Source organism: Myxococcus sp. AB036A (genome assembly GCF_006547355.1).
Taxonomy (GTDB): domain Bacteria; phylum Myxococcota; class Myxococcia; order Myxococcales; family Myxococcaceae; genus Myxococcus; species Myxococcus virescens.
Genome location: NZ_VHLC01000041.1, coordinates 1 through 19354, shown reverse-complemented (window position 1 = coordinate 19354; position 19354 = coordinate 1). Strand labels below are relative to the sequence as shown.

Annotated in this window: 8 protein-coding genes; 5 read left to right on the top strand and 3 right to left on the bottom strand. The window is 68.6% G+C overall.

Features of this window, described 5'->3' with window-relative positions:
• The gene (locus tag FL344_RS18025; RefSeq protein ID WP_141619400.1) at nt 1-5043 is read left to right on the top strand and encodes a hypothetical protein; all 5043 of its coding nucleotides are present in this window, start codon (nt 1-3) and stop codon (nt 5041-5043) included.
• Between the two features lie 458 nt (nt 5044-5501).
• Complete coding sequence (locus tag FL344_RS18020; RefSeq protein WP_141619399.1) at nt 5502-7733, top strand: hypothetical protein; 2232 nt, start codon at nt 5502-5504, stop codon at nt 7731-7733.
• Between the two features lie 130 nt (nt 7734-7863).
• On the opposite strand, the gene FL344_RS18015 is transcribed toward FL344_RS18020, so the two are convergent.
• The gene (locus tag FL344_RS18015; RefSeq protein ID WP_141619398.1) at nt 7864-12774 is read right to left on the bottom strand and encodes a myxosortase-dependent M36 family metallopeptidase; all 4911 of its coding nucleotides are present in this window, start codon (nt 12772-12774) and stop codon (nt 7864-7866) included.
• Between the two features lie 131 nt (nt 12775-12905).
• Nucleotides 12906-14504, bottom strand: a complete 1599-nt coding sequence (locus tag FL344_RS18010) for an MXAN_5453 family MXYO-CTERM-anchored protein (protein ID WP_228565161.1) — start codon at nt 14502-14504, stop codon at nt 12906-12908.
• A gap of 810 nt (nt 14505-15314) precedes the next feature.
• On the opposite strand from FL344_RS18010, the gene FL344_RS18005 reads away from it, so the two are divergent.
• The 3 genes from FL344_RS18005 (at nt 15315) to FL344_RS17995 (ending at nt 17908) form a co-directional block, all read left to right on the top strand.
• A complete protein-coding gene (locus FL344_RS18005; RefSeq protein WP_194863150.1) occupies nt 15315-15476 on the top strand; it encodes a hypothetical protein in 162 nt (53 codons plus the stop codon).
• 309 nt (nt 15477-15785) lie between these two features.
• On the top strand, nt 15786-16976 hold the full coding sequence (locus FL344_RS18000) for a hypothetical protein (protein WP_141619396.1): 1191 nt from the start codon (nt 15786-15788) through the stop codon (nt 16974-16976).
• 182 nt (nt 16977-17158) lie between these two features.
• Nucleotides 17159-17908, top strand: coding sequence for a ferredoxin--NADP reductase (locus FL344_RS17995; protein WP_141619395.1), 750 nt, complete (start codon nt 17159-17161; stop codon nt 17906-17908).
• Between the two features lie 109 nt (nt 17909-18017).
• On the opposite strand, the gene FL344_RS17990 is transcribed toward FL344_RS17995, so the two are convergent.
• On the bottom strand, nt 18018-19354 hold a 1337-nt coding region (locus tag FL344_RS17990), incomplete at its 5' end, for an RCC1 repeat-containing protein (RefSeq protein ID WP_141619394.1).

Below are 19354 nucleotides of genomic sequence, written 5' to 3'. Positions count from 1 at the left end.
ATGCAGTGCCCCAACTGCGCGCCCGACACGATGCGCGACCTGTCCGTGACGCCGCCTCGCTGCTTGGAATGCGGCGCGGTGCTGGTCTCCGAGCCTCCCAGCATTCCCCCCTCCTTCGGCTCGATGGAGACCGAGGTCGAGCGGCTGGAGAGCGGCGACTACGACGACGTCCTGGATGACATCCTGGACGACGAGGAGCCGTACCGACTCTCCAGCAACGAGATGCGTGATGAGACGCTCCGGGCATCGCTGGTCACCGACGACATCACGCCCCCGGAGTCGCCCCCGTCCAATACGATGGGCGACGACGTCGCCGAGGAGCGCTGTGTTCCGCTGGGCGCGGAGACCACCGTCTCCGACAGGCCCGTCGTTCCGCCGAGCTTCCCACTGCGGACGCTCCTGTGGAACATCGCGGACCTGGGCGGAGGCCCGAGTGGAACGCTCCCGGTGCGCAAGCCGTGGACCATTGCCGCCCTGGCCCATGTCATCCGCACGGCGAACGCCGACATCGTCACCATCCTGGAGCTGAAGAAGAAGGGTGGCATCCGTCTGGTGGAGCCCAAGCCTCCGGTCCCGATGAAGCAACACACGGGCCGCGGAGGCAGCGGAACGAAGCTTCCGGTGTTGAAGCAACTGGCGTCGGCCTTCGTCGAGCCCACTGGCTACCAGGTCAAGACCGCCTCCGGCACACGGGTCGGTCAGATTGCGGCTCAGGAGGCGGCGCTCCTCAACGACCTGGCGAAGCGCTTCGCGGAGCACGTGCGGCGGACCATCTGGCCACGTGACGCGCAGGACACGGACGCCGAGGCGTGGGACCCCGCTCATATCGAATGGAGCGAGACCTCGCGGGCGCTGGACGACGGCAAGCTGGACATCATCGAGGGCCGGCTCGACGCGGCCTGGGCGGAATGCGAGCCAGACCTCGTGAAGCGCTTCGGCAAGCCTCCGGCGAAGAAGGCGAAGGGCGAGGACGACGAAGAAGACGAGGAGCCACCCGAGACGCTCGTCGCGACGTCGATCGACGTGCACGGGAAGAAGAAGGCGAAGCTGGATGCCTACTGTCTGCTCTGCGTGCGGCTGCTCGTGGAGGAGGGCTACTACGACTGGCTCCAGCCCCACGAGAACCGCTACTCGTCTACGGAGAAGGACTCGAAGAAGGGAGGCGCGGAGGCGAAGGAGAAGGCGAAGCGGGACGACCTGGCGAAGCTTGGCGTCGCGCTCCTCCGCGAGCACTGCGGCATCCTGTTCCACCGCTACCTGGCGGTCATCGCGGGCCTGGACGTCGAGGATGTCCCGGCCAGTCAGGAGCAGGTCCTCGAGAACATCCTGCACCGCTCCAACGACGCGCATCTGCAGCGCGTCTACAAGAAGAAGCTCGCCGAGTACCAGGCGCGCAAGGGCGAGGTGGAGGACGCGCCGGAGTCGCACGCGGGGCTGCGCGAGTTCCTTCGCATCCGTGATGCGCTGAACGACCAGTGCAAGGCGCGCGGTGAGGAAGTCTATGCGTCGTGGCCCGCGGAGGTGCCCGACAAGCCCGTCAAGGGGCTCTACACCCAAGATGAGGCGTACGGCGTCCTGTGGCGCAAGTCCAAGTTGGACGTGGACGAATCCGCCATCTCGTACCTCAGTGCCTACGTGGCGAAGCGCTCGCCGGGGGGCGAATCCCCGTCGATGGATGTCGACACCAGGATGGGGGACGACGAGGCGGAGGACGCGCCGGCGCAGACCGTCAAGAGCCTCTACAGCAAGCGGGAGCCCATCCGGATTCCGGTGCGGCTGGCGCAGGTGAAGAACGCGCCCGAGGTGAGCGTGGTGGCGTGGCATCCCCCCGCGCCGGGAGACCGCAACAAGAACGCGCGCGGCACGGACTTCCGCGCCTTCCTCCAGTACTGCAAGGACGAGCGCCAGGAGAAGGTGCTCGGCGTGGTGCTCTCGGACCTGAACATCGACACCGCGCGGCCCAAGGCCGAGCTCGCGAACGATGGCACGCCGTACATCGACACCTGCGTGGAGCGCCTGTCGTTCCACCAGTTCTTCCAGACGCTGCTGGGGCCCGGGGCGGATGCGAGCCACCTGTACGACATGGCGCCCCAGCTCTCGACCATCGCCAAGAGCAAGTTCGGTAGCTGGGCCGTGGACAGCGAGAAGGCGTTCGGGGACGGCTCGCTCAAGACGCTCCGAAGCTTCGTCAACAGCCGGGTGCAGCCGGAGATGTTCGCCCCCTTCAAGACGTCGACGGGCGTCGAGCTGCGGCCCATGTTCTCGTCCGCGGAGGACGTGCTGGCTCACATCGAGTCGTTCATCACGCCTCCGCAGCAGCGCTACGGGGCGAGCGGCTACGACAAGATTCTCGTGTACTCGCGGCGGACGGATGGCTGGATGCTGGAGCAGGCGTCGGTCTACGTCATCCCGTTTCCCATGGCGCTCGCGGACGAGAAGGAGAAGGGACTCTTCTTCATCCACGGCAACCTGCTGCCCAAGCACCTCCAGCCGTTCTGGCGGCTCATCCAACAGGAGGACGCGGCGCTGCCCGAGGATGAGCGGATCTTCGACCACCTGCGTGCCCCTGGCGTGAAGCTCACGGGCTCGGAGGACGCGCGCTGGGAAGAGGTCATGGCCGCCGCGAAGAAGCTGAGCGACCACATGCCGCTCGTCTCCGACCTGCGGCTCATCTACAGCGGCGAGGAGGCGCTGGTCGTGGAGGAGGTGGAGGTCGCCACCGAGACGACGTCCTCCGAGCTGGAGCATTTGGAAGCACTGTGTGCCGCCTATCAGCAGTCCCAGGCCACGGATGACGAAGCCACGGAGGCGCTCGGCGCGATTCTGGACGCCGCGGAGAAGGTCCCCGCTTCGGACCATGCCCGTTCCAACGCGCTGGTGGCGGAGGCCATGCAGTGGCGGGAGACGTTCGCCGCGCTGCGGAGCGCGGGCTTCGAACCGGAGGCGTACTGGGACCATCGGCCCGCGCTGAAGTCGGAGGAGGGGATGGACAAGGGGGGCGGCCAGGGCATCTCGCTGGACACCCACCTGGGTTCCATCCACCAGGGGCGGGTTCACAACGCGGGCGGTGGGGACTGTCTGTTCCGCTCGCTGTCCCAGTTGTTCTTCGGCACGGAGGAGCACCACCGCGAGGTGCGCCAGGCGGTGGTCAATCACCTGGAGGACCTGCTCGCCGGGCAGTCGCTGGACGACGGGGGCATGGTGGGACCCTCGACGGCGGCGACGTTCCGACAGGACATGGGACTGCTGCTCGACTGGCACCGTGTGGCCTGGCCGCAGGAGCCCGCGTATCGCCGGGTGGCGGGCATGGACCCCTGGCGCCAGTACCTGCGGGCCATGAGCCGGGACAGGGTTTGGGGCGACCACGTGGTGCTGGCGGCGGCGTCCCACCTGTTCCAGGTGCGCTTCGAGGTTTTTGCCCAGACGGGGGCGACTTCGTACTGGACGGACCTGGTGGACTTCGTGCCGCGCACCGAGGGACACGCGGCGCGGCCCCTGCTCCGGCTGGCGAACCTGGGCAACGCGCACTACGAGGCGGTGGGGCCCACGGATGCGCCGCTTCCCGCGGCCACGGCATTCCCCGCCGAACTGGGAGCGCTCAGCGAGCGCCGCCGCCGCGACGAGGGGCCGGCACTTCAGCCTGGTTCGAAGAAGGTCGAGTCTCCGCGGTCAGCGGCGACGTCGACGCAGAGCGCCACCGCGACGTCGGCTCCGCCCACTGTGGGCCCGGTCTGCAAGTGGCCTCACACGTGCTACTTCCAGTCCGACACCCCCACCCACCACTCGCACGCACTCTTCCTCTTCGGGGAGAACGCCGTCGCGAAGAAGGCCAGATACCCCCAGCCGGACACGCAGGCCGTCATCCGGATGAACCCGAACGCGCTCGGAATTCGCACGTGCTGGGTGCCGGGCAAGGGAATGGAGGACAAGGACCTCGCGAAGAACCAGCAGGCCATCGATGAGGACTGTGCCGAGGCCGTCCAGCTCCTGAAGAGTGGCCATTACACCACGCTGGTGGTGCCGTGGAACCACTCGCGGGGCCATGTGGACATCGGGACGGGAGTCGCCAGGTTGCCGGGCAATGCGCCCAAGACGTGGGCGTACCTGACGAAGAAGATCGACGAACTCATCGCCTGGGCAAACACGCACCTGGGCACGGTGCTGGTCGTCCCGCAGGTGAACGTGCTCGTGCCTGCCGTGGTGCGGCAGCAGGCGACGGACCTCCACGTGCAAGAGGTCTCGGACGTGATGAGGCAGGCTGCCTCCATGGGAGATGACTCCAGCACGAGCGTCCTGGGGCAGCCGAACGTCGTGTCGTTGAGGACGCTGCTCTTCTCCGGCGCGACGTCCCCTGAGACGGGGCTGCTGTCGGACAAGGACTACGAGAAGAACAAGGCGATGTTCGACGAGGACCTGGACGTGCTCACCCAGAAGGTGGAGAGCGGCCAGTATCGCAGGCTCGTACTCGAACGAGACGATGAGGGGCGCATCGTTCTTGGCACGGAATTGGGGAAGCTCGACAAACACGCACCTCGGACGCTGGATTACCTGCGCGAGCGCCTGGAGGCGCTGTGCAGGCGCTGTACAGAGGTCCACGTCAAGAGCGCGACGTCGAAGCGGAAGGTCGTCGAGGACGAGAACTCGATGCAGGGCGTCGAGGAGTCGCAGTCCCTGGACTTCCTGTCCGCCAGCGATGGCCGTACTTCCTCCGAGGGAATCAAGCGCAAGAAGCCCAGCGTCGTCGCCGAGGACTGGGAGGACGACGACGCCACCCAGGCGATGGACCCAGCGGCCTGGGGGACCGCGGCGTTCTCGAACTCGGGCTTCAGTGGAGGAACCCCGTCGTCGCAGTCCTTCGCGGGCTCGGGACAGGTTGCGCCGTCGAACCCTAGGAAGCGCAAGTTCATGGGGCAGCCTGCGAGCGCCGAAGAGAACGAAGAGGTGCAGCTCATGAATGGCGATGACGTGCCGCCCCCGCCTCCCGTCTGGGAGGAAGGGGATGAGGCGGACCCCAAGAAGCAGAAGAAGGGGCCGACTGCGTAGGGCCTCGGCATGGGGCAGTCATTTGGAGGCGGCGCGTCAGGCCGTGACGCAGAGCGTGCTGGAGGGTCTCCGGCCTTTCATGAGTCACAAGTCTGGCGCCACTCTCTATCTAAACACATCCAGTGACGGCGACATCCGCTGCGTGGCCCGCCAAAGCCACGCATGCCATCAGCACTCGCCGACGGTTCCTGATGCACAAGCGGTGTGACTCCGGCGCGTGACACATCCACTGGGCCGCGTTGGGGGCCAAGTGCATGGACGCTTGCTGCGGCGGCGCGTATGAGAATTGCGCAGCCAACCTGGAGATACCCAACATGAACAGACAACGAAGTGTCTTGGCTGCACTCGGCGTGCTGGCCGTTGCCCTCGGGGTGACGGGTTGCTCGCCCGAGTGCGAGACCTCATCGGACTGTGCGTCGACGGGGGCGACCCCGTACGTGTGCGTCGAGGAGAAATGCGTGCCCGACGACTCGCCCTGCGCGGCAGGATGTGGCAGCGGTACCGTGTGCGACGAGTCGGCGGACAACGGACGTGGCGTGTGCGTCCAGTGCATGAGCGACGCGCAGTGCGGCGGTGATACGCCTGTCTGTGACATCACCAGCAAGAGCTGCAAGACGTGTCTCGAGGGCGCCGATGGCAGCGCCCAGGGCTGTCTGACGGGACAGGTCTGCAACGCCGGCGGCAACGGTGGTCTCGGCGTGTGCGAGGGCTGCGGCAGCAACGCCGAGTGTGCCGAGGGCACGCCTCAATGCAAGCCCGGGACGCCGGGCGTGTGCGTGGAGTGTCTGGAGAGCAGCCACTGCGCCAACGGCGCCCAGCCGGTGTGCAGCGACAACAACGTGTGCGGCTGCACCGAGAGCGCGCAGTGCGGTGGTGAGACGCCACTGTGCGACACCGCTCGGGACAACGGGCAGGGCGAGTGCGTGGAGTGCATCGACAACAGCCAGTGCACCGCGCGGCAGAGCTGCAACGCCGCTGGAAGGTGCGAGACGTTGACGGGGCTCGACGAGGCGAACGCGCAGATTGCCGCCTTCCACGCGGCCCCCACGGGCGACCTGCCCGAGCCGCTGTCCATTCACGGCGCCTTCGTCACCGCCATCACTCCGGAGAGCGCTGAGCCCCGCGGCTTCTTCGTGCAGGCCACGGCGGAGGGCCCCGCGTTGTTCGTCAGCCACTCCGACGAGGCGCAGGTGGCCGTGGGGGACCGGGTCTCCTTCAAGGTGGTCACGAAGCTCCTCCAGTCCGGCAACACCGCCGCGGATTACAAGCTGGACACCGCGAGCGTCATCTCCGACTTCCAGAAGCTGAGCTCGGGCCACCCCGTGCGGAAGCTCGCGGCGGACGGCGGCCTGGTGACGCACGTCACCGACGACGCGGTGGTGAACCTCGACACCTACGAGAGCCGGCTCGTCCGGGTGACCGGCAGGGTGACCACCACGGCGGGCGCCGGCAAGCAGGCGGGAACCGGCTTCAAGGTCGCGCAGTTCGCGATGGACGGGACCCCGATCACGGGCGGGTTGGGGCCGCGGCTGCGCATGCCCACCGGGCTGGCCGACCTCATCGGTGTCGGGCTGAACTGCCGGGTCTCCGTCGAGGCGGGCGTGATGTGGCGCTACGACGACGCGACCAACACCCCCAATCCCCAGACGCCGTACTACCCCATGCCCCTGGTGACTGCCTTCTCGCTGTCGGACTTCTCGGTGGATTGCTCGGAAACGGCGGTCACCCTGAAGGTGCAGACCGTGGTCCCGCTGTCGCCCACGCAGTTGCGCGTGACGTTCGAGCCCGGCATCGACCCGGGGACCCTCGCGGACGTGGCGACCCAGTTCACCTTCGGTGACAGCGGGCTGACCGCCACGGCCTACACCCTCGACGAGAAGACCCTGGTGCTCACCACGACCGCCCAGGAGCCCGGCACGCAGTACACGCTGTCGGTGGACCCGTCGGTGAAGAGCTACACCGGTGTCAGCGTGAGTGGGACGGCCACCTTCAAGGGCTACCGGGTGCCGGCGCTGCTCATCATCAACGAGGTGAACCCGAACATCACCACGGGCGTCTCCGCGACGAACAACCGCGACCTCATCGAGCTCAAGGCCGTGACGGCAGGGGCCATCGAGGGCATCACGCTCACCGAGGAGGCCACCAGCGTGTCCCGGCTGGCGACCCTGCCGGACGTGACGGTGGCCGCGGGCGACCTCATCGTCATCCACTTCCGTCCGAACTCGGCCGAGCTCGCTGCGGGCAATGACACCCTGTCCAAAGACGAGAAGACGTACGAGACGTTCTACCCGGGGGCGTGGGACGTCGTGACGGGGACCAGCAGCCATCCGACCTTCAATGACCGTCTGCTGCGCCTCGCGAATCCGCAGGGCGACACGCAGGACGTGGTGGCCTTCTCCCACAAGAGCATGACCGCCGCCCGTCCGGCCAACTACCCCGTCGTCCTCCGGGCCGCCCAGGCGGAGGGGCACTGGAGTCCGGTGGACTGCCGCGGTGAGACGGCCACCCCGGTGCCGTGCGCCTACGACAGCGCTCCGCTGACGGCGCTCGACGTCTCGGTGGACTGGGGCGTGGTGGCGGAGAACACCCAGAGCGTGTTCCGCTATCAGGGGGCTGACACCCACTCGATGGTGGACTGGGCCTTCTCGGAGACGTCCAGCTTCGGCGAGGAGAACCCGGCCCGGCCGTAGTCAGGCTGGCGACGCGCCCCTGAAGCAGCGAGGGCCGCGCTCCCATCCAGGGGGCGCGGCCCTCTTTTTTCATCGGTGCACCCTGTGCGGAGGAGCGAATCCCTCCACCGCGACAGGGGGACGGATGCCGCTACGCGCGTCGCCGGGTGCGAACGGCTCCCGCGAGCAGCCCAAACAGGGAGAGCAGCAGCCCAGGCGATGAGCCGCCCGTGCTGGAGCAGCCACCCGAGGAGCCGCTAGAGGCCGGCTGCACCGTCACCCCGAGCACCGCCGTGCTGGCGCCGCCGCGGGCGTCCGTCGCGGTGAGCTCGAAGTGCAGCGTCACGGCCTGCTTCACCTCGGGCGCGCGGAACGTCACCTGCGCACCCTCGGACGCGGAGAGGGTGACGGACGGTCCCGCCACCTGCTTCCAGCCGAAGGTGAGGGCGTCGCCATCCGGGTCGCTGGACGCGGATGCATCGAGCGTCACCTGCGCCCCCGACCGAGCGTCACCCACCAGCCGCGGAAGGGCCTGGGGCGCCTTGTTGGCGTGCCGCACCGTCACCGTCGCCGTCATCGGGGCGCTGGACAGCCCGTTCGCGCTGGCGATGGCCTCGAAGCGCAGCACCGTCTCCGCCCGCACCTCGGGGGCGGTGAACGACGGGGTGGCCGTGTCGGCTCCCTGCAGCTCCACCGCGGGGCCCTCCACCTGACGCCACGTCCAGGTGAGGGCATCCCCGTCCGGGTCCACCGCCGTCGCGCTGAGGCTCGCGGTGGCCAGCGGGTCCACCACCTGCTCCGAGCCCGCATCCGCCACGGGCGCCCGGTCGACGTTGCGCACCATCACCGTCACGGTGGCCGTCTTGCTCTGGGCCCTGCCGTCGTTCACCACCAGCGTGAAGGTGAGCTTCGTATCAGCGGCCACCTCGGGCACCACGAAGCTCGGCGTGGCGCCGGAGCCCGCCTTGAGCGCGACGGCGGGGCCGGACGTCTGCGCCCACTTGTAGGTGATGCGCTCCCCGTCCGGGTCGTTCGAGCCGCGGGCGTCCAGCGTCACGGGCTCCGAGGAGAACTCCGCCACCTCCGCCGGCGCGGTCACCACCGCCGTGGGGACGCGGTTGACGTTGAGCACCCAGGCCTGGACCTGGCGTGCCGCGCTGGTCTCCATGCCATCGCGCACCACGAGCTGGAACGTCAGGATGGAGTCGTCGGGCACATCCGCCGTGAACGACGGGGTGGCCGTGTCCGCGTCCACCAGGGTGACCGCCGGCCCGCTCACCTGCGTCCAGTGGTAGGTGAGGGGCTGGCCCTCCGGGTCATAGCTGGCGGTGCCGTCCAGCGTGTGGCGCACGAGCTCCAGTTCCCCCGTCTCGGCGTTCCGCACGCGTTCGAGCACCGGGGCGATGGGGCTGCCGAGGTCTCGCCCGGCGTTGGCCACCGGCCGCTGGTTGCACGTGGTGCCGTCGCCCTGCTCGTCCACCCGGCCGCCGAAGGGCATGCGCTCCACGTTGGTGAAGCGCACGTCGTCCAGGTCGAAGCCGTACGCGCCCACCGCGGTGTCTGCGCCGATGCGGAAGCGGAACTGGACGTTCTTGCCGGCGAACATGTCCGCCAGCCGCAGCTCGGCGGTGGACCACTCCGGGAAGCGCACCGTCCTGCCGTTCTCCTGCGTGACGTTCTGGCCCACCCATGCGTTGCGGTACATCAGCGGGTTGGGCCCCTGCTCGATGTAGCCCGGGGAGCCGTCCATCGGGTCGATGGAGTAGATGGAGGCCACGCCCAACGCGGCGATGTCGTACCACTGCAGGCCGTCGTGCGTGAACTCGAGGACGGCGCCGTCGTAGTACGGGAAGATGGAGCCGCCGGGGTAGATGTCGGACTCGAACGAGTGGCGGTAGCGGAAGCTGAACGTGAACGAGCCGGTCTCAGTCACCTTCAGCCACGGGGAGGCGAGGAAGAGGTCCGCCTGGACCGCCGGGTTGGGCGCGTGCATGTAACGCCCGCCTTCCGGGCCCTGGACCTTCCAGTCCGCCTCGCCGTAGGGGTTGAGCCACGTGGACGAGGTCCACGACGACAGGGCGCCCTCGAAGTCGTCCTCCGCCGTCGCGCCGGGCACGTCGTCGTAGTTCACCCGGGGGTCAAACGTCGTGCTGCTCGCGCTGGCGGGGAGCGAGGGCTCGTCGAAGGTGATGCTCAGGCCGGCGTGTGCGTTCGGCTGCGCGGCGGTCAGCCTCACCGGGAGGGTGGCGGTGGCCGTGCCGCCGCGGCCCATCGAGCTGAAGGTCAGGGTGTTGCCCGAGGGGAACTCCAGCGTGGCCGTGCTGCTGGTGGTGGAGACGGTGCCGGAGAAGGCGCCCAGCGAACCGCTGCCCACGTTGCGCACGCTCACGCGCAGCAGGCCCGTCTCGCCCACGTCGAGCACGCCGTCCTGGTCGCAGCCCTCCAGGGCGTCATCGAGCCGCAGGGAGGTGACCTCGAGGAAGTTGCCCGCCGCGAAGCTCTCCACCACGCCCACGTGGTCCATGGAGTCACGGTCCGGCGCCTTCGCGCCCATGCCGGCACCGCGCTTGGCGAAGGCCTGGAGGAAGCGCTGGTAGTCGGCCGGGTCGCTCGCGGCGGTGACCGCGAGCAGCGCGTCGCGCGCCTCGAGGAAGGTGGGGGAGACGGGCGTGGCCTTGTACCCGGCGACCAGGTAGCGCTTCATGCGGTCCTGGGCCTCCTGGAAGGGGTGGGCCTGGAGGAGCGACACGTAGCACTCCCAGAGCATGGAGGCCCACACCTCGCCGCTGCTGTGCACGGCGGAGTTGCCGAGGCCCGCCTGGCCGTAGGCGAGCGGGTGGCTCGTCGGCAGGGGATTGCCGTTCTCGATGTGCCGGAAGGTCAGCGCGTTGCGGCTCGACGCCAGCGTCGGTGCGGTGGCGTAGGGCGCACGGCGCACGCCGTAGTAGTAGCCGTCACCGCCGCCACCGCCCGAAACGTAGCCGCCGACGGCGTAGGCGCCGCGCGCGTAGTCGTCCCCTTCACGCACCATCATCAGCAGCGCGTGCACGTCCGCCCAGCCTTCGCCCATGGAGCGGCCCTGGTTGTTGGTGAGGCCGCTGGCGTTACCGATGAGGCGGTTGCTGATGTAGTGGCCCCACTCGTGGGCGATGATGGTGTTGTCGAGCGTGCCGTCGCGGTCCAGGTCCTTGGAGCGGTGCAGGCGCACCTGGAGGGTGCTCGCGTTGGCGGCCACCTCCGCCTTCCAGAGGTCCGCCGTCTCCCGGGAGATGGAGGCCACGGGCACGGTGACGCGCGCGTCGTCTCCGCTCATGGAGAGGGGGCCCTCACCGGCATTGGTGTTGGCCACGAGGACCGCGGTGGCGCCGGCGTTCTGCGCGTTCAGCGCCTTGGTGATGAAGTCGCAGGAGCCGCGGTCGAGCAGCGCCACGTGGCCGGCGAACGTGCCCGCCTCGAAGGGCGTGCAGCCGAGTGTCCGTCCCGTGGGCGCGAGCACCCGCACCGGACCGTCCAGCGTGTACTCCTGGGCCCCGAAGCGGCTATCCCCGTTCACGTAGCCGCGGGCCAGCGAGGCGGGGGCCGTCACCTGGAGGATGGGCAGGCCGTCGAAGACATACATCTGCATGCGGGGCGAGATGCCGTCCGCCGGCGTGGCCATGTTGGCGTTGTTGCGGCCGTTGTAGTCCTGCCCCTCGACGCGCAGCGGGTCACCTTCGATGCCGCCACGGTTGAAGTTCTGCATCTGCGCGTTGCCGGAGGCCTCGTCGAAGCCCGCGTCGTAGTACCAGTCGTGCAGGAAGTTGTTGATGAAGAAGAGGTTCACCACCGAGGCCTTCATCTGCTCGATGCTGGAGCCCGGGGCACGGTGGGGGTCGTAGACGTAGTCGAAGGCGCGCTCACCGGTGATGTCCGCGCGCAGGTCCGAGCCTGGCTGGTAGCCGTCCGGCGCCACCAGGTCCACGTAGGCGTCCACGTTGTTGCCCACGGTCTGCGTGGCGTTGGCGGGCAGCCACGGGTCGTTCCGCGAGAAGGGGCTGTTCCGCAGCTCCACGACGTTGGGCGCCACGTCCAGCGGGGCGTCGTAGCCGTCCAGCTCCTGCCGGGGGTAGGGTGAGCCGGCGGACCCCTGGGGGCCGTCGAACGGGAGGTACGGCGCGGCCGTCTCCGCCCAGACGGTGTACCGGTACGTCTGCTCCGCAGTGTGGGCACGCAGGTCATTGCGGAAGAGCACCGCGCCGTCCGTGGCCGAGATGACGTAGGAGGTGTAGTCCGAGTCCTTGCTGTTCTTGGGGCCCGCGTTGACCTCCACGTACCAGGCGGGCCGCAGGCCGTCGGGCAGGGTGAAGAAGACCTTCTTCGCGCGTGCGGGAACGACGAGCTGGCCGGGCATCACGGTGCGCACGCCGGGCTCGAAGTCGAACAGCGTGTAGCCGCCGCGGGAGTCCACGGCGATGAATGCGTGCGCCCCCAGCGGGGTGCCGCTCTGGTCCGAGTACGCCGCCGCCACGGCGTCCGCCGCGGAGCGCTGGAAGGCGTTCGCGCCGGTGCGCTGCCGGGCCGCGAGGGTGAGCTCGCTCGGCGCCAGGTAGCCGGTGACGGCCACGGGCGCGAGCGCCTGCGTCATCACCACCTTCACCTCGCTGCGGAACACCTCCACGCCATCCACCGCCTGGCGGAAGGTCACGATGACGGCGCCCTTGCCCGTCTGGTGTACGGACTGCAACGGCGCGGCGGAGACGTCTTCCCGCTTCAGCCGGTAGAGGTCCGCGACCTGGCCCAGGTAGGCGCGCGCCGCGTCCTCGGGGCGGGTGCCAGCTCGGGCCGCGGTCTGCAGGCCCGGGCCGGACTGCATGGTCCAGAGGACGGAGGGGACGCCGAGCCGTGCCTCCGTGTGCTCGACTCGCAGGCCGCGGGCATGGGCCTGCTCATCGCCCACGGCGAGTGGTGTGCTGCCGGGCCGCGCGAGGAAGGCGTCGAAGTTCGACCGTGGAGCGGCCGAGGCGCTGGTGCCAAGACATGACGCCAGCAGGACATGGGTGAGCCACTGCTTCCTGAGATGCATCGTTCTTCCGGAGAGGAGGGTAGAGACAACAGGGGGCGCGACCCAGACAGGCCGCGCCCCCCGACGTTGCGAAGTGGTTGCGGGGCCGCGCCGCCTTCGGGCGCGCCCCCGCGAAAGGGAAGGAGAGGGCGTCAGTCGCGCGGGGCCTGCTCGCGGCGCTTCAGCGAGCGGCGGCGCGTCAGGCCCGCCAGGCCCGCGAGCGCGAAGGGCCAGAGGCCGGCGGCCGAGGTGGACTGGCAGCCGCAGCCGCTGTCCGACTCCGGGTTGGGCTGCGGCTCGGGGGTGCCCGGGCCCGCGTCCGGCGGGGTGGTGCCCGCGTCGGGCTCGGTGCCGGCGTCAGGCTCGGTACCCGCGTCGGGCTCCGTGCCGGCGTCAGGCTCGGTGCCCGCGTCGGGCTCCGTGCCGGCGTCGGGCTCGGTGCCGGCGTCAGGCTCGGGGTCGGTGCCCGCGTCCGGGGCGTCCGGCGTCCAGAGCGAGGACTGGGCGATGTAGACGGCGGTGCCCCATTCCACCTGGTCCGACTCCGGCGGGGCCAGGCCCACGCCGAAGCTGATGTCGCTGTGGCGGTTGATGCTCGGCATGCCGGAGAACACCGGGTTGGAGGGGGTCTCCTGGTCCACCCGGGCGTCACCCTTGTCCGAGGGGAGGATGTCGTGCTCGGTGACCACGCGCTTCAAGTTCTCGCCGTCACCCACCCACACCGCGCGGAACCCGTCCGACTTGCGCGTGGCCCGGAAGACCACGTGTCCGCGGTCGTTGATGTCGGGCGGGAATACCTCCACCGTCCCGATGGCTTCGCCGGGCTCGCCCGGCACGTCCATTCCGTTCTTCGCGACCACCTTCAGCTCGTTGCCATCCCACAGGAGGATGGCGGTGCTCTGCCGCCCAGCCGCCTCCAGCAGCGTGGCCTGGATGGCCACCTGGCCCAGGTTGTTGATGGCGGGCTGCACGGCGGCGAAGCGGAAGATGTTGGAGTCCGGGTTGTGCCCGCGCGTGTCCGCGATGACCTGCGACGTCCCATCCGGGTTGAAGATGCGCAGCTCCTGGTACCAGGCGCTGGAGGTGGGCGCTTGCAGGTCCACCGCCGCGGCGATCTGCCCCAGGTCGTTCACGCCCGGGGAGTAGAGGAACGTGTAGGGGTAGCCCGGGTCGACGTACTTCTCCGCCGCGAGCACCTTCGCGTCGAAGCCGCCCGTCGTATTGGGCGTGTACAGCACGTAGGCATATCCCGTGCTCAGCGTGACTCGGGCGGCCATCTGCCCCGCCTCGTTCATGACCAGGCTGGACCAACTGGAGGAGCCCAGCGGCGAGCGGACGATCTGCGGCGGCGCATCGGGTTCGTCCGCGTTCAGCACGTAGATGCCGTTCTTCGACGCGTCATTCGTCCCGGTGACGGAGAAGACCAACTGCCGGTGCGAGTTGAGGCTGACCTCGCCAAGGCGTGCATCCGGCCCCAGGCCGTCAGGGAGCAGGTAGATGCGGCCGCCCTCGCCGTTCTGGCCGTACCAGACGCCCGGACGTCCCTCCAGCGTGATGGCGAGCTGGAAGGCCAGCTGCCGGTCCGCGGTGATGGGAACGAAATAGCTGCCGCCGGAGGTGAGGCTGCCCAATTCGACGTTGTAGGAGCCCTCCTCCGTGTTGACGGCCAGGTTGGTGCGCGCTTGCAACTGGAACGTGTAGTCCGGTAGCTCGGCCGAGGCTGCTCCCGCCAGCAGGAACGCACCCAGCATCACGCCACGCTTCCGGTCGTGTGTGGGAGCGACGGTCCGACGACTGCTCTTCAGCGATGCACCACGAGTCATGCGTGCCACCTTTCCAAGGCAGGTAGCCCACCACCATGGAGGGCTGTACTGCCGGTTTCCCGCGCAGGACCCCGTCCCCCCATGGGACCGTCGCTCCGGGCGCGCCGCGCCCGTCACGAGGACCGCATTCGTCACGGCCTGTTCGCAAAGTTGCTACACACGATTAGCAGGAGCGTCGTTGATTACAAATTGATTCACTCGCAGCGTGCGACGCGGCAGTGGGTCAGGGGTGTCTGGCTCGTGCTGGAACGGGGCATTTCAACGGGAATCCGGGCCGATACACGCCGCGGAGCGCTGAGAAAGCGGAACAGCTGCTCCGACGGATGGCCCGCACTGTTTGTGTGGCGACTGCGCGTTGCAAATGTATCGTCAGTTGCACATCTGGCGGGTCCGAGGTGTCTGGCGCCTGCGCGACGCGTCCCGTCTCCGCCGCATCTGGGGCGGCGCGCTGCGTCGTGTATTCATGGTTCAGTCGTCGTTTTTGATTGAATCGTGGAAGCGTGGATATGACGGCTAGCTCAAAATATCCGCCATGTCTTGAAATGACATTTGGAGGACGAGAACGTGGCCGTTCTCCGGCGTGGTCGGCTCCTGGGCACGGCGGGCGCACGCACCCCCAAGGCGTACACCACCCTCTTGGGGCCGCATGCTGGTGCTGCGAATCACGTTGCCGGATGCTCCCGAACGCCTCCTCGCCCGTGCCTCACGTCCGCGGCCCGTATCGGCACGCGCAGCGTCATGGTGAACGTGAGCGGACCGGATTCGTTGGTGGGCCGGCTCTCCTACCTGAATCCCGCGGCGTACGTGAGGCATCCGGCCAATGCGGCCGCGGTGTTCCATGCCGTGGCGCGGTTGCTCGCGACCTCACCAGGGCAACGGGCCCGGGGCTCGGGCACGTAGCAGAACTCGGGCCGGCGAGTGCTCCAAGGGGCGTTCGGTCCGGCGCACAGCTCGCGTGTCATCCCCCAACGGCCTTTTTCAATCCCGTTGCAACAGTCCTCCTCCTTGAGCTTGGTATGGTTTTCGACTTGCGACGGGATTTCGCTAATATGTTGAATAGGCCGGCATCCCTGCTTTTCGAGCATCCATCTCGCCCGTTGACGGCCAAAGCGCTGCTTCACCTACATCAATTGGATTTGCGTTCACCAAGCCCCGGCGCGTCCGGGCAGAGAAACTCAGACATCGTCTGAGAGGAATCGGAGACACGATATGTCGTTCCCTGTTGCGAAGGCAGCGAACGTGAAGGGAATGAGGTGGAGCGCGGTGCTGCTGGCCGGTCTGGTGGGCTGTGGACAGGAGGCGCAGAAGCCGGCGCCCGAACAGGACGCCATCGAGGCCGTGAAGGCGCAGGCGCAGCAGCTCCAACCTCCCGCGGGCTGCACCGAAATCACGATGGGGGAGCTGGCCAACGGCATCGGGCTGACGCCGACGATGTACTCCCCGCAGCCGACGTACCGCGGCCACTTCAACAACTTTGGCGACCCGGCGTTCCCGGACCCGGCGCGCATCCGCCTGGACGTGAACACGGCGCCTGGCGTGTATGACCTGTCCGTGGGTGGAGGCAACACCTTCACCTGTGATCGCTGCGTCTTCGGCTATCAGGATGAGGGCTCGCCCGCGGAGAAGTTCTTCGTCGCCGACGCGGGCACGCTCCTGCTCGCGGTGAAGGTGTCGCCGCAGCAGACCCTTGGCGCGCTGACGAACGTGACGCTGCGTGAGTCGGTGGATGCCCCGCCCCTCAACGCGCCGTACTGGGGCAGCGCGGTGGTGCCGGGCGGTGAGTGCCGGTGGATTCGCTTCGCGACGTGGAACACGGTGCGCCAGGACGGGTGCGACCCTCGCCAGGGCTCGCTGACGGCGAACCTGCCGGACACCACCTGCGTCCCGAATGACTACGTCGCCTCCGACGGCACGCTGGAGCGCGCGCTGGGGGCCAAGGTCCAGGGAGAGGCCTGCACGAAGACCGCGGCGGCGAGCGAGTCCGAACTGGCCTCGACGGATTGCGAGCAGGGCTTCGCCTGCACCGACCTGTTGTCGGAGAACGCCCAGTGCCTCAAGACGTGTGACTTCATGGCGCCCAACCCCGGCTGCCCCTCCGGCACCATGTGCGGCGTGTACGGCCTGTGCACCGAGCAGTCCGTCCTCGAGCAGAACGGCTTCACGTTCGACCCCGCGCTGACGGGTGAGATCTGCAGCCTGGGCTTCGCGAATTACTGTGGCACCGAGGGCGCGCGTGGTGTGTGTGCCGACCTGAACCGCGACGGCAAGGGCGAGTGCTACCCCTACCACCGCGCCCGCTCCGAGTGTGGCCCGGGCGATGAGCTGGGTTACATGAACTTCGCGCTCCCCGGTGGCGGCTTCGACCGCGGCCACGGCTTCTGCTACCACGACGGCCTCTAGCCCTCTCCGCCATTGCCCGGTCCCTCACGTGGGCCGGGCAGTGGTGCCTTCCGCGGTGGCATGGCGCCGCGAATGACCCGCGCGCCAGCGTGTTGGCCTTGTGCCAATACATTGGCAAAAGGAGGACAGCCTGGCGGGCACATGGCAATGGGGGCACCACTCACAAGGAGCTAGTCTGAACCATGGCCACTGGTTTCACGACCGAGCGTGTGCTCTCGGTGCAACACTGGTCTGACCGTCTCTTCTCCATCGTCTGCACGCGTGACAGCGGCTTCCGATTCCAGAACGGTCAGTTCGTGATGATGGGCCTCGAGGTCGAAGGCCGCCCGCTCATGCGCGCGTACTCGATGGCGAGCGCGAACTACGACGACACGCTCGAGTTCTACTCCATCAAGCTCCAGGACGGCCCGCTCACCTCGCGACTTCAGAAGGTCGCTCCGGGCGATCAGGTGCTGGTGGGCACGAAGGCGGTGGGCACGCTCACCGTCGCGAACCTCAGGCCGGGCCGTCACCTCTGGATGCTCGCCACCGGCACCGGCCTCGCGCCGTTCCTGAGCATGGTGAAAGACCCCGACACCTGGGAGCGCTTCGAGCGCGTCACCGTGGTGCACGGCTGTCGTCACGTCAGCGACCTCTCGTACTCGAAGTTCTTCGAAGAGGTGCTGCCGAACGACCCGTACCTCGGTGAACTCGTGCGCGAGAGGCTGACGTACTTTCCGACGGTCACGCGCGAGCCGTTCCGCAATCAGGGCCGAATCACCGACCTGCTTCGCGCGAAGCCGCTCTCCCCCGAGCACGACCGCGTCGTCATCTGCGGCAGCCACGAGATGATCAAGGAGACCGCGACCATTCTCGAAGGCTTCGGCTTTCAGGAAGGCGACTCACACGAGCGCGGCGACTTCCTCATCGAGAAGGCCTTCGTCAGTCGTTGAGCCCCCGCCACGCCTCATTGAATGACGGTGCGGTGCGCCACCTCGCGCCGGAGGGGCACCGGCGGCGGACTCGAGGTTCCACCGCCGGGCACCGGCTTCCCTCACGGTGTCACGGCAGGGAGACCTGGACGGGACCGTGGCCGGATGGCGGGTTCCCATCTCCGAGCTGGCCGGAAACATCGGAGCCAAAGGCCCACACCGCCTGGTCGTTACGCAGGACGAGTGAATGGCCGCCGCCCGCGAAGACGGACGTGACGCCGGTCAGCCCGGAGACCTGTACGGCGGTATGGCGGTCGGTATTCGTCCCGTCGCCGAGCTGCCGATCTTCGTTCTCGCCCCAGGCCCGGAGGGTGTTGTCGCTCAGCAGGGCCAGCGAATGGTAGCCACCCGCGGCCACGGCGATGACACCCGTGACCCCGGGCACCTGCGTGGGGTTCTCTCGCTGGGTGGTCGTCCCATCACCGAGCTCACCTTTCAGGTTCCATCCCCAGGCCCAGACGGTGCCGTCGTTGCGCAAGGCCAGCGAATGGTACATGCCCGCGGCCACGGCGATGACGCCGGTCAGCCCGGGCACCTGCACGGGGTGGGGGCGGCTGACGGTCGTTCCGTCGCCGAGCTCGCCATTGAAGTTGAGTCCCCAGGCCCAGACGGTGCCGTCGGCGCTCAGGGCCAGTGAATGGCCGGTGCCCGCGGCGAGCGCGGTGATGTTGCTCAAGCCAGACACTCGCACCGGGGTCAGGCGATCGGTGGTCGTCCCGTCGCCGAGCTCGCCGTTCCCGTTCATCCCCCAGGCCCAGACGGTGCCGTCGGCGCGCAGGGCCAGCGAGAAGCTGGAGCCCGCGGCAACGGAGATGGCGCCGGTCAACCCGGATACCTGCACAGGGGCGTACTGGATGGAGGTCGTCCCATCACCGAGCGCGCCGCCGTTGAGCCCCCAGGCCCAGACGGTGCCGTCGGCGCGTGAGGCCAGCGAGTGGGCGTGGCCCCCTGCGACGGCCGTAGCGTCGGTCAACCCCGGCACCTGCACGGGGGCGTGGCGCGTGGCGTTCGTCCCATCGCCGAGCTGGCCGAAGGAGTTGTGCCCCCAACTCCATAGGGTGCCATTGCCACGAATGGCCAGCGAGTGTGAGACACCCCCCGAGACCACGGGGCCCGGGCATCGCGGGGCGGACACCGTGAAGGACTTGGAGGCGGAGAGCCGGGCGGTGTTCGTGACGGTCAGGGTGATGGTGACCTCGGAGCTCCAGAGCACGCAGTGCGGAGCTGTCCATGTCACATCACTCGTCGCGGCCGAGGTCTCCGGGCTCCCCAGGGTGCCCGAGCTGGCGTCCCAGGAGAACTGAAGCGGGCACGCCAGGTCATCCCTTCCGGTGACGTGGAAGGTGACCGTTTGCCCGGCCGATACCTGATGGGCGGACTGCGAGCTTTCGATGAGGGTGGGGGCGG